A 16,818-nucleotide genomic window follows, 5' to 3' on the forward strand; every position below is an offset into this window, starting at 1 on the left:
TTATTGTTCTCCTTTGGAAATCGCCTACGGGTTCAACATCAGAATCGCGCCACGCCGAAACTATTCGGTTGCAGCGGTCTCACCGCCGCTTCCTGACAAATATCCAGCAGATAACCGAGCAAGGTTCGGGTATCGCGAGGGTCGATCAGGCCGTCATCCCACAGGCTGGCCGTGCCGTACAGCGCCCCGGACTGACTGTCGAGCTTCTGTGCGGTCACCTGTTCCAGCATGTCGAGCATCTTCGGGTCCGGGTCGAGTCCGGCTTTGATGTGTTTGGCCTCGGTGACGATGCGCAACACCTTGCCGGCCTGGGCTCCGCCCATCACTGCGGTTCGGCTGTTGGGCCAGGCAAAGATAAAGCGCGGGTCCAGTCCTCGGCCGCACATGGCGTAGTTGCCTGCGCCGTAGGAGCCACCGACCACGATGGTCAGTTTCGGCACCCTGGCATTCGCCACGGCCTGAATCATCTTCGCCCCATGCTTGATCACGCCGTGTTGTTCGGACTCGGTACCGACCATGAAACCGGTGGTGTTGTGGAAGAACAGTAGCGGTGTCTGGCTTTGGTCGCACAGCTGAATGAATTGTGCGGCCTTGCTCGCGCCTTTGGGCGTGATCGGCCCGTTGTTGCCGATAAACCCGCAGGGCTGGCCTTCAATCTGCAAATGACCGCAGACGGTTTGCTGGTCGTATTCGCCTTTGAATTCGAGGAATACCGAACCATCGGCCAGGCGGGCAATGATTTCACGCACGTCATAGGGCTTTTTCGGGTCGTGGGGGATCAGCCCAAGCAGCTCGTCAATGGGGTAGCGCGGTGCTTGATAAGCCGGACGCGCACGCATCGGCAACTGGGCATTCCACGGCAGCAGGGCGATGATTTCGCGCACGATGCGCAGGCCATCGGCGTCGTTTTCCGCCAAGTACTCTGCGGTGCCGGCAATTTGCGCGTGCATCTCTGCACCGCCCAGCTCTTCATCAGTCGCAATTTCTCCGGTCGCCGCCTTGAGCAACGGCGGACCGGCGAGAAACAGTTTGGCCTTGCCGCGCACCACCACCACGTAATCCGACAGTCCTGGCTGATAAGCGCCGCCAGCCGTGGAGGAACCATGCACCACGGTGATTTGCGGCAAGCCCATGGCCGACATTCGCGCCTGATTGGCAAACCCTCGCGCACCCTCGACGAAAATTTCCGCCGCATAGTTGAGATTGGCGCCGCCGCTTTCGGCCAGGGTCACCACCGGCAGTTTGTTTTCCATGGCGATCTGTTGCAGGCGCAGGGATTTTTTCAGGCCGCTGGGGGAAATCGTGCCCCCCCGGATAGCGCTGTTATTGGTGACCACCAGCACACGCACCCCGGACACATAACCGATGCCGGCAATCAGCCCGCCACCGGCCTGACTGCCGTCCTTGTCGTCATGCAGTTTGTAGCCAGCGAGTGAAGCCAGTTCGAGAAACGGCGCGCCGGGATCAAGCAACAGGTTCAGGCGTTCGCGGGGCAACAGCTGACCTCGCTTGTCGAACTTGGGCTTGGCTTCAAGGGCTTTATCCAACAGCACCCGTTCAAGTTGGCGCACCTGCGCGATACTCGCCAGCATGGCCTCGCGGTTCTGAGCAAAGCTCGTGCTGTGGCAATCGAGCTGCGATTCAATCATCGGCATGCGCTACTCCTTGTCCTTCAAGACATCGGGCAGATAGGCGCGATGAAAGCCGTTATACGACTCGCTGTTCTGCGCCTTGTGCAATGGCCAGGCGCGACTGCCAAGGCTGGCGGCACCATCAATGCGCAGGGTGCTGCCGCTGATGAACGCCGCCCCGGGGCTGAGCAAAAAAACAATCGCCGCGCTGACCTCGGATTCGGTGCCAATGCGCTTGAGCGGTACATGCTCGCGCAAGGTGGGAATTACTGCCTTGAACGCACCTTCATACGTATCCATGCCGCTGGATGCTATCCACCCTGGGGCCACGGCGTTGACGCGGACTCCTGCATAAGCCCATTCAACCGCAGCGGTTTTGGTGAGGTTTTCCATGCCTGAACGGGCGGCACCGGAATGGCCCATGCCGGGCATTCCGCCCCACATGTCGGCGAGCATGTTGACGATGGCGCCACCGTGCCGGCTCATGGATTGATTGAATACCTCGCGCGCCATCAGGAAACCACCGACCAGATTGGTGCGCATCACGGTTTCGAAACCCTTCTGATTGATCGAGGCCAGTGGGGCGGGGTATTGGCCGCCGGCGTTGTTGACCAGCCCATGAATCGGCCCGTGCTCGGCAACCACCTGAGTGATCAGCGCCTTGACCCGATCTTCTTCGCGGATGTCGCACACCTGCCAACTGACCTGGCCTCCGTCTTCGGTGATCTCGGCGCTCACCTGCTCGAGTTTCGCCTGCTTGCGCCCGACCAACACCACATGGGCGCCAAGGGCTGCCAACTCATGGGCGGTGCAACGGCCGATACCGCTGCCACCACCGGTGACGATATGAGTCTGCCCGCGGAACAAGTCGGGTCTGAAGACCGAATCGTATGCCATGTATCACCCCTTCTTATTTTGAGTTCGGATCGGTTTACGGGCGTTGCTGGCCATTGACCTGATCGGCAATGCTTTGCGGCACCGGGATCTGGATTTCCAGCAGTTGCTGAGCGAACGCTTTGCCCTGTGGGTCGATACGCAGGCTGGCGACTCCGCCACCGCCGAGGGCGTTTTCCAGGAGGAAATTCAGGCTGTGGCTGCCGGGGAGATACCAGCGCTCGACCCGACCATGAACCGGGTCGAGGACATGGCTCATCCAGTCCACGACCACTGCGCTGCTCAGGGTTTCGGCGATCCACGGCAGGAACTCCGGGCGTCGCGCCATGACCCCGATATTACTGTGGTTGCCTTTGTCACCGGAGCGCGCCACCGCCAGTTTCACCAAGGGAACACTGGCATCGGCACGCCCATGAGGTTGTGGTGGTTGCAGGTCCAGGGGCAGTGCGCTTGGGTCGAACCTCTGCTGGGGCGGCAGCTCGAAAAGACTGCGCTGGCCGTCGATGTCGATTTCCAGGCGGCAGGCGGACTTGTCGATCAGGAATGAGAACAGGCGAATGACCGGATAGACCGTGGGCCGACCGCCAACGATGCCTGTGAGCCCCGGCGCCATGCCTGTGGCGGCCTGTGCGATCTCGCGGGAGAACAGGATCAACGCTTGTTTTTCGGGGTGACGCACCGCCAGTTTGATCACCACTTCGCGAGTGTCGTGCCGTTGGCCGTGGGGGCCGTAGGTGGCTTCGCTGCCCAGCAGTTCGATGTTCACTTCGCTGTAGGGTGGCCAGCCGCGCTGGCTGAACAACTCTTTGGTTTTGTTGATAATCGCCTGGCCGACGCGCTCGGCTTTTTTTACCGCGTCGATTCCGGCGATCAGGCAACTGGCAGTGCAGCGGAAACCGTCCGGGTACGTTGCGCTGACCTTGTATTGGCCGCTGGGCGCGAAGCCGCGAGCACCCTCGACGCTGACCTGGTTGTCGCCTACTTGCTTGAGTCGGACGTGGGTGAAGTCGCATACCACATCAGGCAACAGGTAGGCCCGGGGGTCGCCGATTTCGTAGAGCAACTGTTCGCCGACGCTCAACGGTGAGATCAACCCCCCGGAGCCGGCAGGTTTACTGACAATGAAGTGGCTGTCAGCCCTGACTTCAATGATCGGAAAGCCGATATGTTCGTAGTCTGGCACGTCCTGCCAATCAGTGAAGTTGCCGCCGGTGCACTGTGCGCCGCACTCGATGATGTGGCCGGCGAGGGCGGCTTGGGCCAGTTTGTCGTGATCTTGCCAGGACCAGCCGAACTCGTGAACCAGCGCTGCACTGACCACTGCGCTGTCGACCACTCTGCCGGTGATGACGATATCAGCGCCCAGTCGCAGCGCTTCGACAATGCCGGGTGCACCGAGATACGCATTGATGGACACGCACATCGGCGGCAGGGGCGCGCCAGTGAACATTTCGTGAACGCCCGCGCTGCTCAAGTGCTTGAACTGCGGCTGCAAATTATCGCCGAGCAGGACAGCGATCTTCAGGTTGACCCCCGCGTGCAGACAGGCCGCTTGCAAGGCCGCGGCACAGGCGAGGGGATTGACCCCGCCCGCGTTGCTGATGATCCTGATCTTCTGCTCAGCGATTTTTGGCAGCAGTGGAGCGAGCACTTCAACGAAGTCGGTGGCGAAACCCGCGTCCGGATTTTTCATCCTGGCCCCGGCCAGCAGCGACATGGTGATCTCGGCCAGGTAGTCGAACACCAGATAGTCCAGTCCGCCGCCGTCCACCAGTTGCGCGGCCGCCGTGCAGGTATCCCCCCAGAATGCGCTGGCGCAACCGATGCGCACGGTTTTGGACATGACAGACCTCGTAGGCGATTGACTGTGCATCAGAGACTACCAAGCAAGCGCTTGGTTTTGAAAGCCCTCGTTTAAAATAATTGCTTTGCGTGGCGCCCGAGCGCTTGCTTGGTGTGCCGCACAGGCATAAATTGCGCGCGCCATATGCCAACTTCCAAAAGGAACCTCACCGTGGACGAGCAAAAAGCTTTGAAGGTGATGCGCGAGTTGGTGGACGGTGGGCAGATCACCGATCCCGACAGCGCTCGCGGCAAACTACTGCAGGTGGCCGCTCACCTGTTTCGCAACAAAGGCTACGAACGCACCACCGTGCGGGACTTGGCTGGCGCGGTGGGCATTCAGTCCGGAAGTATCTTTCATCACTTCAAAAGCAAGGACGAAATCCTGCGCTCAGTGATGGAAGAGACCATCCGCTATAACACCGCTTTGATGCACGCGGCGCTCGCCGACGCGGACACTGTGCGCGAGCGGGTGCTAGCGCTGATTCGCTGTGAGCTGCAATCGATTATGGGTGGCAGTGGCGAGGCCATGGCAGTACTGGTCTACGAATGGAGATCGTTGTCGGAAGAAGGACAGGTTCACGTACTGGCCTTGCGCGACCTCTACGAGCAGCTCTGGCTGCAAGTATTGGGAGAGGCAAAAGAGGCCGGCTATATCAAGGGCGATGTATTTATCACGCGGCGTTTTCTAACGGGCGCCTTGTCGTGGACCACGACCTGGTTTCGCGCTGAAGGCAGCATGACCCTCGATCAGTTGGCGGATGAAGCACTGATCATGGTTTTAAAATAACGTTGAAGCCTGCCGGCACGTTCGAACTGACATCACTTTGATATTGTCTAACAGGCCGAAAACGCATAGCTTATCCACATCCGGTTACCTGAGGTGTGCTGTGTCGATGTCTTTGCCTTTGCGGACGGCTTACCGAATTTTGTTCTTGGCTATCAGTACGTTATGGGCTAGTGAGGCATGTGCCGTGCAGCTGGTGCGTATCGGTGCGGCGCATTTTCCGCCTTACACTGTTCACCCCGAAAAAGGCGAAGACACCGGTTTGTTGCCGCAGTTGGTCATTGCCTTGAATGCGGCGCAAAGCGACTTTCAGTTTTTGCTCGTGCCGACCTCCATTCCACGTCGCTTTCGTGATTTTCAGGACGGCCGGTTCGACATGGCTATCTTCGAAAATCCGGATTGGGGCTGGAAGAATATTGCCCACGTCAATGTCGACATGGGCCTTGAAGACGCTGAAATCTTCGTCGCCAAGCGCGAAGAAGGGCGCACACAAAACTACTTCGATGACTTGCAGGGCAAGCGTCTGGCCTTGTTCAGTGGCTATCACTATGCGTTTGCCCACTTCAATGCCGAACCCAAATTCCTGGCCGAACACTACAACGCAACGCTGACGTATTCCCATGACAGCAACTTGCTGATGGTGCTGCGCGAACGGGCTGACATTGCTCTGGTGACGCGCTCGTACCTGAGCGATTTCATGGCGCGTAATCATGATGAAGCCCGCCAGTTTTTGGTGTCCGAGCGGGTCGATCAGATTTATCGGCATTACGCCTTGCTGCGTCCGCAGGCACCTATTACGGGGGAGCAGTTCAGCCAGTTATTGCAGCAACTTCGTGATAACGGGCAGATGTTCAGGATTTTTCAGCCGTATCGAATCGCGGTCACATCGCTACAGAACAATCACTCGATGACTGCGTATGGAACGCACTAATCCCGCTATCAGACAGGAGACGCATTGTTTTCGCAGGCAAACCCGCGAAAACAATCACGTGGGTCAACGGTCCTTCGCGTCTTTGGCATCCATCTCGGCGTTGCGTTCATGAACGCGCTTGAGTTGCTCATCGGTCAAATCAACCTTTGTAGCGGTATCGCGCAACATCAACAGACCGCCAACGATCGAGCCAATTGCAACTATCAGAATTAACCAGGCATACCAGGGCATAGGGCTCTCCTTGAAGTGATATCACTTTGAGCAATCTATATTGCCAGTGGTTCAATTCTAGGCGCCCTGTGCCCGGTTTGTTAGCGGCATGCTGTTTGTTCAGGGCTGGGCGCGCGATCTGGATCAATTATCGATCACTGGGTCCCGAAAATGGGTCGGTTCGGCTACAATACGCGCCGATTTCGACTTGCCTGAGAGCCTACTCATGTCCGCCTGCCAGACTCCTATCATCGTCGCCCTGGATTTCCCTAACCGCGACGCCGCGTTGAAACTGGCCGATCAGTTGGACCCGAAGCTGTGCCGGGTCAAAGTCGGTAAGGAATTGTTTACCAGCTGTGCGTCGGACATCGTCGAAACCCTGCGCAACAAGGGCTTCGAGGTGTTTCTTGACCTGAAATTCCACGACATCCCCAACACCACGGCGATGGCGGTAAAGGCCGCTGCGGAAATGGGCGTGTGGATGGTCAATGTCCATTGCTCCGGCGGTTTGCGCATGATGGCAGCCTGCCGTGAAGTGCTTGATCAGCGTAGCGGGCCAAAACCGTTGCTCATAGGGGTCACTGTGCTGACCAGCATGGAACGTGAAGATCTGGCGGCTATTGGTCTGGACGTCGAACCGCAGGTGCAGGTGCTGCGCCTGGCTGCGTTGGCGGAAAAAGCCGGTATGGACGGTCTGGTGTGCTCGGCACTCGAAGCCCGTGCCCTGAAGACCGCCCATCCGTCGTTGAAACTGGTCACCCCTGGCATTCGTCCGGCAGGCAGCGCCCAGGACGATCAACGCCGCATCCTGACACCGCGTCAGGCGCTGGACGCCGGCTCCGACTATCTGGTCATCGGCCGTCCCATCAGCCAGGCCGCCGACCCGGCAAAAGCGCTGGCAGCGGTCGTGGCTGAGTTGGCGTAAAAGCTATTCGCGAGGCGTCGGTTCAGGCGCCTCCGATCACACCTTTAACACCAGTTTCCCGAAGTTTTCACCCTTGAACAGCTTCATCAGGGTTTCGGGGAAAGTCTCCAGACCCTCGACGATGTCTTCCTTGCTTTTGAGTTTGCCTGAAGCGAGCCAGCCGGCGATTTCCTGACCGGCTGCGGCGAATTTGGGGGCGTAGTCCATGACCACGAAGCCTTCCATGCGCGCACGGTTCACCAACAATGACAGGTAGTTGGTCGGGCCTTTGACCGCTTCCTTGTTGTTGTACTGGCTGATGGCGCCACAGATGATCACCCGTGCTTTGGGCGCCAGGCGGGAAAGAACGGCGTCGAGGATATCGCCACCGACGTTGTCGAAATACACGTCAACGCCTTTCGGACATTCACGTTTGAGGCCCGCGTGGACGTCTTCATTCTTGTAGTCGATGGCGCCGTCGAAACCCAGTTCATCAATCAGCGACTGGCATTTTTCTTTGCCCCCGGCGATGCCGATTACGCGGCAGCCTTTGATTTTGGCGATCTGCCCGGCAACGCTGCCCACTGCACCTGCGGCCCCGGAAATCACCACAGTCTCACCGGCTTTCGGCGCGCCGACGTCCAGCAGGGCAAAATAAGCGGTCATGCCGGTCATGCCCAGTGCGGACAGATAACGCGGCAGTGGTGCCAGTTTCGGGTCGACTTTGTAGAAACCCTTGGGCTCACCGAGAAAATAATCCTGCACCCCCAGTGCGCCCTGCACGTAATCACCGACGGCAAATTCAGGGACCTGTGAGGCGATGACTTTGCCTACACCCAACGCGCGCATCACGTCACCCAGATTGACGGGCGCAATGTAGGACTTGCCTTCGTTCATCCAGCCGCGCATGGCCGGGTCCAGCGACAGGTATTCGTTCTCGACCATAACCTGACCTGCCGCCACTTCGCCGACAGGCACTTGCTGGAAGGTAAAGTCGTCGCGGCTCGCGGCCCCTGAAGGGCGCTTGGCGAGCAGGAATTGACGGTTGGTCTGGGCAGTCATGGCAGGCACTCTTTTAGACAGGAAGGAGGGAGAACAAGCCTACGTGATAGTCGTTGGCCGCCGTTCCGGCAAGGTTTGTCCGTCTGGCGAATGCAGGCTGATCCAGTTGGGTGATGAGCCTCCACGGGCTTAATCACTCTGGCGCATACGTGCATAACCGGGTCTCTGATAGTGCTGACGTACGCCTGTGGGGGATGGCTAGACTGCATCACTATTCAACCGTCAGGGGACAATTACATGAGCATGACTTTTTCCGGTCAGGTGGCTTTGGTCACGGGCGCTGCTGCGGGTATTGGTCGCGCGACCGCATTGGCCTTCGCTGAGCAGGGCCTGAAAGTGGTGGTGGCAGACCTGGACAGTGAAGGCGGGGAAGGCACAGTTGAATTGATTCGTGCAGCGGGCGGCGATGCAGTGTTTGTGCGCTGCAACGTCACGAAGGAAGCTGAAGTGCGCCAGTTGATGGAGCAGGCAGTGAGCACGTATGGCCGCGTCGACTATGCCTTCAATAATGCTGGCATCGAGATCGAAAAGGGTCGCTTGGCCGAGGGCAGCGAAGCCGAGTTCGATGCAATCATGGGCGTCAACGTCAAAGGCGTCTGGTTGTGCATGAAGTACCAATTGCCGCTGATGCTCGCCCAAGGCGGTGGGGCCATCGTCAACACCGCATCAGTGGCTGGCCTTGGCGCTGCACCAAAGATGAGTATCTACAGTGCGTCGAAGCATGCCGTGATCGGTCTGACCAAATCAGCCGCGATTGAATATGCGAAGAAGAAAATTCGCGTCAACGCCGTCTGTCCTGCAGTGATCGACACCGACATGTACCGTCGCGCCTATGAAGCCGACCCGAAAAAAGCCGAATACGTGGCCGTCATGCACCCAGTCGGTCGTGTCGGCACCGTCGAAGAAATCGCCAGCGCCGTGCTTTATCTGTGCAGCGATGGCGCCAGCTTCACCACCGGCCACGCGCTGGCGGTGGACGGCGGGGTGACCGCGATTTAAGGCCCGCCAGCGCCTGCAGTACGTGCTTACCCTGCACACACCGATCGGCTAAGCTCGCCTCCTGTAGTGGTCTATGTGTCAGGAGTGAGTCGATGGATTTCATGTGGTTTGCCTACCCACTGGTCAGTGCCTTGGTGCTGATCATTATCGACCTGACCCTTTGGCAGTGGGTTGATCCACGGCATGTGCGCTGGAAGATGGCGGTGCGGCTGGGCCTGTTTCTGTTGTTCAGCATGGCATTGCTGGATGCCGGGTTGAGCCCTCTGTTTCCGGTGCCCGATGCGGTCCTGCCACCGCGCCACACGCTGGCGACCGTACTGGCTATTGTCTGGTGGTTGTACGGCGCACGAACCCTGACCGTATTGGCGGTGGTGATTCTGGAACCGCGGATCGGTGGCAAGGGGCATTTGCTCCAAGACCTGATGGGCGCGATCATCTTTCTGGTCGCCGTCGTCGCTGCCGCCGCGTACATCCTCGATTTGCCAGTCAAAGGCTTGCTGGCGACGTCGGGCGCGGTGGCGATCATCCTAGGTCTGGCAGTGCAGAGCACGCTGGGCGACGTATTTTCAGGGATCGTGCTCAACGCAACCAAGCCCTTTAGGGTCGATGACTGGATTCGCGTCGACGACATAGAAGGTAAGGTGATCGAAATTGATTGGCGCTCAACCCATCTGCTGACGTCCGAAGGCAGCATGGCGGTGATTCCCAACGCGATGGCGGCCAAGACCCGGATCGTCAATTTCAGCCGCCCCGATCACTTTCATTCCGTGACCCTGACCGTCGAGCTGCCAGTACGCTTGCGTCCCAGCCTGGTGCTGGACTCGCTGGAGAAAGCCTTGCAGGGCTGCCGTGAGCTGCTGGCAAAACCCAAAGCCGGGGCCGTGGTCAAAGCCTCCGGTTTACGCTCCGTGCAGTATGAGATCACCGGCTACATCAAATCCAGGGACCGTTGTAGCGCGGTGAGTAACCAGCTCTATGACTTGATCTATCGCCAGCTGGCGGCGTCCGAAACCCTGCGTCAGGATCAGATCAAGCCTGCGACGCGGCAGTCAGCAGTACTCAACACGGTAGGGGTGCTGCGCATGCTCAGCGATGAAGATCGTGCCGAACTCGAGCGTCACATGCACTTGCGCTCGTACCCTGTTGGCGCGGTGATTCTCGCTCAAGGTGTCGTTCCCGATGCGCTGTTGATCATTGAGTCTGGGGTGGTGACGGCGGCTGTTGAACGGCCTGATGGCTGGCTTGAGGTCGGGCGCATGGGGCCGGGCGAACTGATTGGCGAAACCGGTATTGTCGACCAGTCGGCCAGCCTCGCTCGTTTCAGTGCGATGACCGACTGCATGGTCTATCGCATCGAAAGCAAAGACCTTGAGCCTTGGCTGGAAGAACACGGTGAATTGCGTGGGGCTCTGGCAGGGTTGGTACGCTTCCGCGCGCAGGCTCGGGCGACGATGATTCAGCATAAGCCCTTGGATGTGGGCCAGAACGGTTTCCTGCAATGGTTGCGCAAAAGCGTCACTCGCTTTCAGCCGGGTAACGAACGCGGGCCGACGGACAAACTCAGTTGAGTCGCCACAGCACGAACACAAACGTTTTCATCACGGGCGCATGCGACACCAAGCGGCTGGTGTCGCATGCGCCTTTGATGGGGCTTTAGCTGGCAGCGGCCGAGGCTGTATCACGAGACACATACCGTTCCAGTTCGGAGATTCCGGTTGGCAGGTCCAGAGAAGCGCCGGCATGGCGCATGCTCGACCCCAGAGCGTGCAAGGTGCGGAACAGGTTGTGCACGCGGCTTTGCTCACCCATCTGACCGATACGCACGATATTGAGGCCGAACGAACCGGAGATTTCGACCCTGTGTACGGCTGTCATATGGCTTCTGACCAGGTCAGCGGATACACCTTTGGGAACGTTGATGCCGATCACCGAGTTGAGGCGCACTTCTTCCGGGACCAGAAGTTCCAGGCCCATGGCTTCCATCCCTCTTTGCAGGGCTTTTGAGCACAGCTCATGCCGGTGGAATCGACGTGGCAGGGTTTCTTCGCACACCAAGTGCAACGCTTCATGCAGCGCCAGAATGCCGGAGACCGGTGCGGTGTAGTGATAGGAGCGCTGGTTCCAGAACTTGTCTGCCAACAGTGCGTCCAGGCACCAGTGGGCGATAGGCTGTTTGCGCGCCTCGATTCGTGCCCATGCGTAATCGGAAAAGGCCAGCAGCGAAACGCCGGGAATGGACGATAAGCCTTTTTGTCCGCCGGTGATGACCGCGTCGACTTGCCACTCATCCATGTCGAACGGCATGGTGCTCAAGGTGCAAACCGCATCGACAATCACTGCGCAGTCATAGGAATGCGCCAGTCGCGAAATCGTTTCCAGATGGCGGTTATAAACGGTATTCGAGGTCTCGCCCTGAACAATGGTCAGGGTGCGGAAATTACCCTGCTTCAAGTAGTGCTCAACGATATCGGGGTCGGCCGCCTGATTGTCCGGGACCTCCATAATGGTGACTGCACCGCCGACACGCGACGCCATCTCGGCCATACGACGACTGAAGTAACCGTTGCAGATCGACAGGACCTTGCTGTCTGGGGTCACAAGGTTGCAGATCGCCATTTCCATCGCCGCTGAACCGGGACCGGCTACACCCAATACATGCTTGGATGCGGTCTGAAAGACGTAGGCGCCCATGTCCTTGACCTGGTCGATCACCTGGTTCATCACATCGCCCAGGTGATTGATGACGATGGAGTTCGCATAGGCCACTTTGTGCGGCAGCGGTACGGGGCCCGCGCCCATCATCAGCAACGGTTCCTGAGGCAGAATTTGATCAAGCGCGATGATGGAAGCCGGGATTTTAATGTTCATGAACGTTCTTTATGGGTCGATGAAATAGGAGCGCTACCTAAGCAACCTAGCGCTGTATCGGACGCCGCTGAGCATACCTCAACGAGGGCAGTGAGTTCATGCCTTGGGTTTTGGGTGACAATAAACGGCGGTTCGATTTGTGGTTAACTGTTTTATCAAAACCAGGGGGCGGCGAGTAACGATGGATTTTTATCACACTCAAGAACACAGCGGTTTACCGACACTGCACCCGCAACGGCTTCGAGTCGGAGATGCGGTTGCGCTGGTGTCGCCTGCCGGGCCCGTGGCTCAGGCGCGCGTCGAGGTCGCGGTCAAGGTGCTCAGCGATTGGGGCCTGCGACCACGTATCTATCCCCATGCGCTGGATAAAAACTCGTTTCATGCGGGCAGGGATGAGCATCGTGCTGCGGACCTGAACGACGCGTTGGCCGATCCCGAGATCCGTGCGGTCATCTGCAACCGCGGTGGTTATGGTGTGCAGCGCATTATTGAACACCTGGACTTTGATGCAGTAAGGCGAGACCCCAAGCTGGTGCTGGGATTTTCCGATATCACGGCCTTGCATGCAGCGCTCTGGCGCAACGCACGGTTGGCCAGTATCCACGGTCCGGTGGCCGCGCAGCTTGAGCGGGGCGGCCTGACGAATAGCAGCGTAAAACACGCGTTGATGAGCGCCGAACCGGTGCTGATCAGGGCCGACCCCGCAGAAGCGACGGTGAGTGTGCGCAGCACGGGTGTTGCCCAAGGGATTCTGTTGGGCGGAAACCTGAGCATGCTCAGTACCTCCATTGGCACGCCATTTATGCCCGACCTGAACGGCGCGATCCTGCTGATCGAGGACGTGGCCGAAGCCGCGTACCGTGTCGATCGAATGCTCACGCACCTGCGCAATTGCGGCATCCTGCAGCGCTTGGCGGGCGTGGCGGTGGGGCAGTTCAGCGAGCCCGCAGGCGCGGCAGGGCAGATCAGTCTGGCGGACGTGCTCAACGAACGTCTGGGCGATCTCGGCATTCCGCTGCTGGGTGGGCTGCCCATCGGTCACGGTGACCCCAACATTGCGGTGCCGTTGGGCACGCAGGCCATCCTCGACGCTGATGCTGGCACCTTGCTGGTGGCAGCTGCCTGCCGTTAAAAAGGCGCGGTGTGAAGTCGAAAATCGTTGCCGTTGGGTGAGTACTTTACCGAAGGGTGACGATCAGCCGATAAAGTTCACGTGCCAGCCGACACTAAGCGTTCTGAAAACGACTTGCACGTAGCTTTTTGCCATTATCCAGGCGCCAAAGGCTTGTGCTGAATCGGGTCCGTTGCGAATCTGCATGATTCCAGGACGGCTTAATGAATAGCCTGAACGCCTTCTGGTATTCGAACGGGGATTGAGCGCTATGATTTCGGCCGTGCAAGCACGCTTTGCCAACCTCGGGATGGCGAAAAAACTGGGGGTGGGTTTCATCCTCGTACTGCTGCTGACCGCCTTGGTCGCTGCCATTGGCGTTTGGTCGCTGCAGAGCATCAGCCTGCGCTTCAATGGCCTCAAGCAAATGTCGACCCTCAATAGCGGCCTGCTCAAGGTGCGCTTGCAGGAGCAGGATTACGCCCTGCACAGCGACCCGAAAGTGGCGGATGATTTGCGCGCGGGCGTGGACGCGTTGCAGGCCCTGGCGGAGCAGCTCAAGGGCGAGTCGGACGCCAACCAGACCATGATGAGCCAGGTGCAAACCGCGCTCACGGCTTACCGCAAATCCTTCGATCAATTTGTCGAGATCAGCCAGAGCAAGGACCTTTCTCTGGAGATGGCCAGTTGGTCGGTGTCCAGCGTTGCTAATAATCTGGATGTATTGCAAGCCGGGCTGGCCGATGATGGCACCTACGCGCTGAAGGACTCCCAGGGTCAGCAAGGTGCTGAGTTCATTGCGCAAGCCAATCAGGTCAGCCAGGTGTCACGGTTGATGTTGCAGGCGATGGATGAAGCGCGGGTGCGTCTGGACCAGAGCCGTAAAACAGGCTCGGGTGAGCCCCGCAAAGAAGGCAAGATCGAACAGGCTGACCAGGCACTTGCGTTGGCCGAGCAGCTCAAAGGCGTGGTCAAGGACTCGGGTTACCTGACCGTGCTGGGCGAAGTCAGCACCCACATTGGCAACTTCACCGAGAAACTCGCCGAATACACCGGTTTGCTTGCCAACGAAGCGCAGGTTTCTCAGCAACTTGCCGACAATGCCAAACAGGTCGTGCAGCGGGTCAATGAGGCTTATAGCGCCGAAGACCAGGCGATGCAGGCTGAGCTCAAAGCCAGCTCGCTGCTGATTATCGGTTCCTCGATGCTGGCGTTATTGGTCGGTCTGATCGCCGCCTGGGGCATTACTCGCCTGATCGTGGCACCGTTGCGTAGCGTGATCCGCGTCGCCCAGCAGATAGCGTCCGGCGATTTGAGCGCCACGGTAGAGGTCAAACGCCGCGATGAAATCGGCCAGTTGATGCTGGCCATGCAGCAGATGGGCGCGGGACTGAGCAGCATTGTCAGCGGCCTGCAAGCCGGTATCGAGCAATTGGCGACGTCGGCTCATTCGCTGTCGGCGGTCACCGAACAGACTAACCTGGAAGTCAGTAGCCAGCGGGAAGAAACCGAGCAGGTCGCTACGGCCATGAATCAGATGACGGCGACGGTGCATGACGTGGCACGCAATGCTGAGGAGGCCGCACAGGCCGCACAGACTGCCGACGACAAAGTCGAAAGCGGTCAGCTGGTCGTTCGCCAGAGCATGCAACGAATCGAAGCGCTTGCCAGTTCCGCCACCTCCGCCAGCCAGAGTATCGAGAACCTCAGTGCCGAGATCCAGAACATTGGCAAAGTCCTGGGGGTGATCAAGAGCGTCGCCGAGCAAACCAACCTGCTGGCGCTGAACGCCGCCATCGAGGCCGCGCGGGCCGGGGAGCAGGGACGGGGTTTTGCGGTGGTCGCCGATGAGGTGCGCGCGCTGGCCAAACGGACTCAGCAATCAACTGAAGAAATCGAACGACTGGTAGGCAGCCTGCAGAGCGGGGCGCAGTCGTCCGTGGCGCAGATTAAAAACAGCGGCGAATTGGTGAAAATGGCCGTCAGCGATGCATTGCAGACCGAAAGCGCGCTGGGCAGCATCGCCGTAGCGGTGTCCCTGATCCAGCAAATGAACCAGCAGATCGCCGCCGCTGCCGAGCAGCAAAGCTCGGTCGCTGAAGAGATCAATCGCAGCGTCACCAGCATCCGTGCCAGCGCCGATCAATCAGCCCTCGCGATGCGGGGGAATGCTGCGTCGAGTATCGAGCTGGCGCAATTGGGGACTGAGCTCAAGGGGATGGTCGGGCACTTCCGGCTTTAAATAAGCGAAGGGCTTGATACGGAACAGCTGACTTCCCGCATCAGCCCTTACGGCTATTCAAGATCATCAACGTCAGCACCCCGGCCACAATCCCCCAGAATGCCGAACCGATGGAGAACAGTGTCAGGCCTGACGCGGTGACCATAAAGGTGATCAGCGCTGCCTCACGCTCCTTGGGTTCGTTCATGGCGACGGTCAGGCCATTCATGATCGAACCAAACAGGGCCAGCGCGGCAATCGATAACATCAACTCTTTAGGCAAGGCCGCAAACAACGCGGCCACGGTCGCGCCAAAGATGCCCGCGATGGCATAAAAAACTCCGCACCAGACCGCTGCGGTGTAGCGCTTGTCACGGTTTTCATGGGCATGCGGGCCGGTGCAGATGGCAGCGCTGATCGCGGCCAGGTTGATGCCATGCGAGCCAAACGGCGCCAGTAGCAACGATGCAATGCCGGTGACCGAGATCAACGGGGAGGCCGGTACGGTGTAGCCATCGGCGCGTAGAACAGCGATGCCGGGCATGTTCTGCGAGGTCATCGCCACCACGAACAGCGGAATCCCGATGCTGATGGTCGCGGCCAGCGAGAACGAGGGAGTGGTCCACACCGGTGTTGCCACTTCCAGCGTAAAGCCACTGAAATCAAGCAATCCCAGTAGGCCTGATATCACCGTGCCGGCAATCAGCGCTGCGAGGACTGCGTAGCGCGGTGATATGCGCTTGATCAGCAGATAACTGAAAAACATGCACAGCACCAAGCCGGTACGGTGTTGCGCGGCGACGAATATTTCACTGCCGATCTTGAACAAAATCCCCGCCAGCAACGCCGCTGCGAGTGACGCAGGTATACGCTTGACCAGTCGCTCGAAACTGCCGGTAACGCCGCACAGGGTGACCAGTATGGCGCAGGTGATGAAGGCCCCGATGGCTTCGCCGTACGACACACCGCCCAGGCTGGTCACCAGCAGCGCTGCACCTGGCGTCGACCAAGCAACGGTGATGGGGGCGCGGTAGCGCAGAGACAGGCCAATGCTGCAAATCGCCATGCCGATGAACAGGGCCCAGATCCAGGAAGAAATCTGTGCGCTGGTCAACCCAGCGGCTTGCCCTGCCTGGAACATCAGGACCAATGAACTGGTGCAGCCAGTCATCATCGCAATAAAGCCCGCGACCACGGCAGCAGGCGAGCTGTCGGCCAATGGCCGAAGGCGGGTAGGAGTGATGGCGTCGGTCATGTGGGTTTTCCTTAACGGTGTCCAGTCAAGCCACAAGCCTAAACGCAGTCGCCACCCGCTGTTGCAATACAGCAATCGTCACAATTAGCCGTACAGTCGCAAT

The 16,818-nt window shown here is 59.0% G+C and carries 14 protein-coding genes and 1 pseudogene; 8 read left to right on the top strand and 7 right to left on the bottom strand.

The features are described from left to right. Window positions 1-38: 38 nt before the first annotated feature. The 3 genes from atuC to RGU44_RS03240 are packed head-to-tail and all read right to left on the bottom strand — an operon-like array spanning window position 39 to window position 4,368. On the bottom strand, window positions 39-1,655 hold the full coding sequence (gene atuC / locus RGU44_RS03230; protein ID WP_322215589.1) for a geranyl-CoA carboxylase subunit beta: 1,617 nt from the start codon (window positions 1,653-1,655) through the stop codon (window positions 39-41). A 3-nt stretch (window positions 1,656-1,658) separates the two neighbouring features. Further along, window positions 1,659-2,528: an SDR family oxidoreductase gene (locus RGU44_RS03235; protein WP_322215592.1), complete on the bottom strand. Its 870-nt coding sequence runs from the start codon at window positions 2,526-2,528 to the stop codon at window positions 1,659-1,661. A gap of 34 nt (window positions 2,529-2,562) precedes the next feature. After that, on the bottom strand, window positions 2,563-4,368 hold the full coding sequence (locus RGU44_RS03240) for an acyclic terpene utilization AtuA family protein (RefSeq protein ID WP_322215594.1): 1,806 nt from the start codon (window positions 4,366-4,368) through the stop codon (window positions 2,563-2,565). A 171-nt stretch (window positions 4,369-4,539) separates the two neighbouring features. Here RGU44_RS03240 and RGU44_RS03245 point away from each other — a divergent pair, with 171 nt between their 5' ends. Both RGU44_RS03245 and RGU44_RS03250 read left to right on the top strand, forming a co-directional pair. After that, a complete protein-coding gene (locus RGU44_RS03245) occupies window positions 4,540-5,157 on the top strand; it encodes a TetR/AcrR family transcriptional regulator (protein ID WP_322179857.1) in 618 nt (205 codons plus the stop codon). A gap of 106 nt (window positions 5,158-5,263) precedes the next feature. Further along, window positions 5,264-6,085 (top strand): substrate-binding periplasmic protein, encoded by an 822-nt coding sequence (locus RGU44_RS03250; RefSeq protein ID WP_322179856.1) that lies wholly within the window; start codon window positions 5,264-5,266, stop codon window positions 6,083-6,085. A gap of 63 nt (window positions 6,086-6,148) precedes the next feature. Here the strand turns inward: RGU44_RS03250 and RGU44_RS03255 are convergent, their stop codons facing one another. Further along, on the bottom strand, window positions 6,149-6,316 hold the full coding sequence (locus RGU44_RS03255; RefSeq protein ID WP_219060556.1) for a DUF2897 family protein: 168 nt from the start codon (window positions 6,314-6,316) through the stop codon (window positions 6,149-6,151). A gap of 205 nt (window positions 6,317-6,521) precedes the next feature. Between RGU44_RS03255 and pyrF the strand changes: the two genes are divergently transcribed. Continuing rightward, the gene (gene pyrF / locus RGU44_RS03260) at window positions 6,522-7,220 is read left to right on the top strand and encodes an orotidine-5'-phosphate decarboxylase (protein WP_322179855.1); all 699 of its coding nucleotides are present in this window, start codon (window positions 6,522-6,524) and stop codon (window positions 7,218-7,220) included. 36 nt (window positions 7,221-7,256) lie between these two features. Here the strand turns inward: pyrF and RGU44_RS03265 are convergent, their stop codons facing one another. Further along, window positions 7,257-8,261, bottom strand: coding sequence for an NADP-dependent oxidoreductase (locus RGU44_RS03265; RefSeq protein ID WP_322215597.1), 1,005 nt, complete (start codon window positions 8,259-8,261; stop codon window positions 7,257-7,259). A gap of 237 nt (window positions 8,262-8,498) precedes the next feature. On the opposite strand from RGU44_RS03265, the gene RGU44_RS03270 reads away from it, so the two are divergent. Continuing rightward, complete coding sequence (locus RGU44_RS03270; RefSeq protein WP_322215600.1) at window positions 8,499-9,260, top strand: SDR family oxidoreductase; 762 nt, start codon at window positions 8,499-8,501, stop codon at window positions 9,258-9,260. 92 nt (window positions 9,261-9,352) lie between these two features. Next, on the top strand, window positions 9,353-10,828 hold the full coding sequence (locus RGU44_RS03275; RefSeq protein ID WP_322179851.1) for a mechanosensitive ion channel family protein: 1,476 nt from the start codon (window positions 9,353-9,355) through the stop codon (window positions 10,826-10,828). An 85-nt stretch (window positions 10,829-10,913) separates the two neighbouring features. Here the strand turns inward: RGU44_RS03275 and RGU44_RS03280 are convergent, their stop codons facing one another. Then, window positions 10,914-12,128: an alanine--glyoxylate aminotransferase family protein gene (locus RGU44_RS03280; protein WP_322179849.1), complete on the bottom strand. Its 1,215-nt coding sequence runs from the start codon at window positions 12,126-12,128 to the stop codon at window positions 10,914-10,916. A 181-nt stretch (window positions 12,129-12,309) separates the two neighbouring features. Here RGU44_RS03280 and RGU44_RS03285 point away from each other — a divergent pair, with 181 nt between their 5' ends. The 3 genes and pseudogenes from RGU44_RS03285 to RGU44_RS24875 all read left to right on the top strand — a co-directional run bounded on the left by RGU44_RS03285 (window position 12,310) and on the right by RGU44_RS24875 (window position 15,481). Beyond that, a complete protein-coding gene (locus tag RGU44_RS03285) occupies window positions 12,310-13,260 on the top strand; it encodes an LD-carboxypeptidase (RefSeq protein ID WP_322179847.1) in 951 nt (316 codons plus the stop codon). Window positions 13,261-14,443: 1,183 nt separating this feature from the next. Beyond that, a pseudogene (locus RGU44_RS24870) lies at window positions 14,444-14,572 on the top strand (HAMP domain-containing protein); the annotation flags it as partial. Window positions 14,573-14,776: 204 nt separating this feature from the next. Then, entirely contained in the window at window positions 14,777-15,481 is a 705-nt protein-coding gene (locus tag RGU44_RS24875) for a methyl-accepting chemotaxis protein (RefSeq protein ID WP_407074677.1), read from the top strand. Between the two features lie 40 nt (window positions 15,482-15,521). Here the strand turns inward: RGU44_RS24875 and RGU44_RS03295 are convergent, their stop codons facing one another. Next, entirely contained in the window at window positions 15,522-16,715 is a 1,194-nt protein-coding gene (locus RGU44_RS03295; RefSeq protein ID WP_322215605.1) for a benzoate/H(+) symporter BenE family transporter, read from the bottom strand. Between the last annotated feature and the right edge of the window lie 103 nt (window positions 16,716-16,818).

The sequence above is a fragment of the Pseudomonas sp. 5C2 genome, assembly GCF_034314155.1.
In the GTDB taxonomy this organism is placed as follows: domain Bacteria; phylum Pseudomonadota; class Gammaproteobacteria; order Pseudomonadales; family Pseudomonadaceae; genus Aquipseudomonas.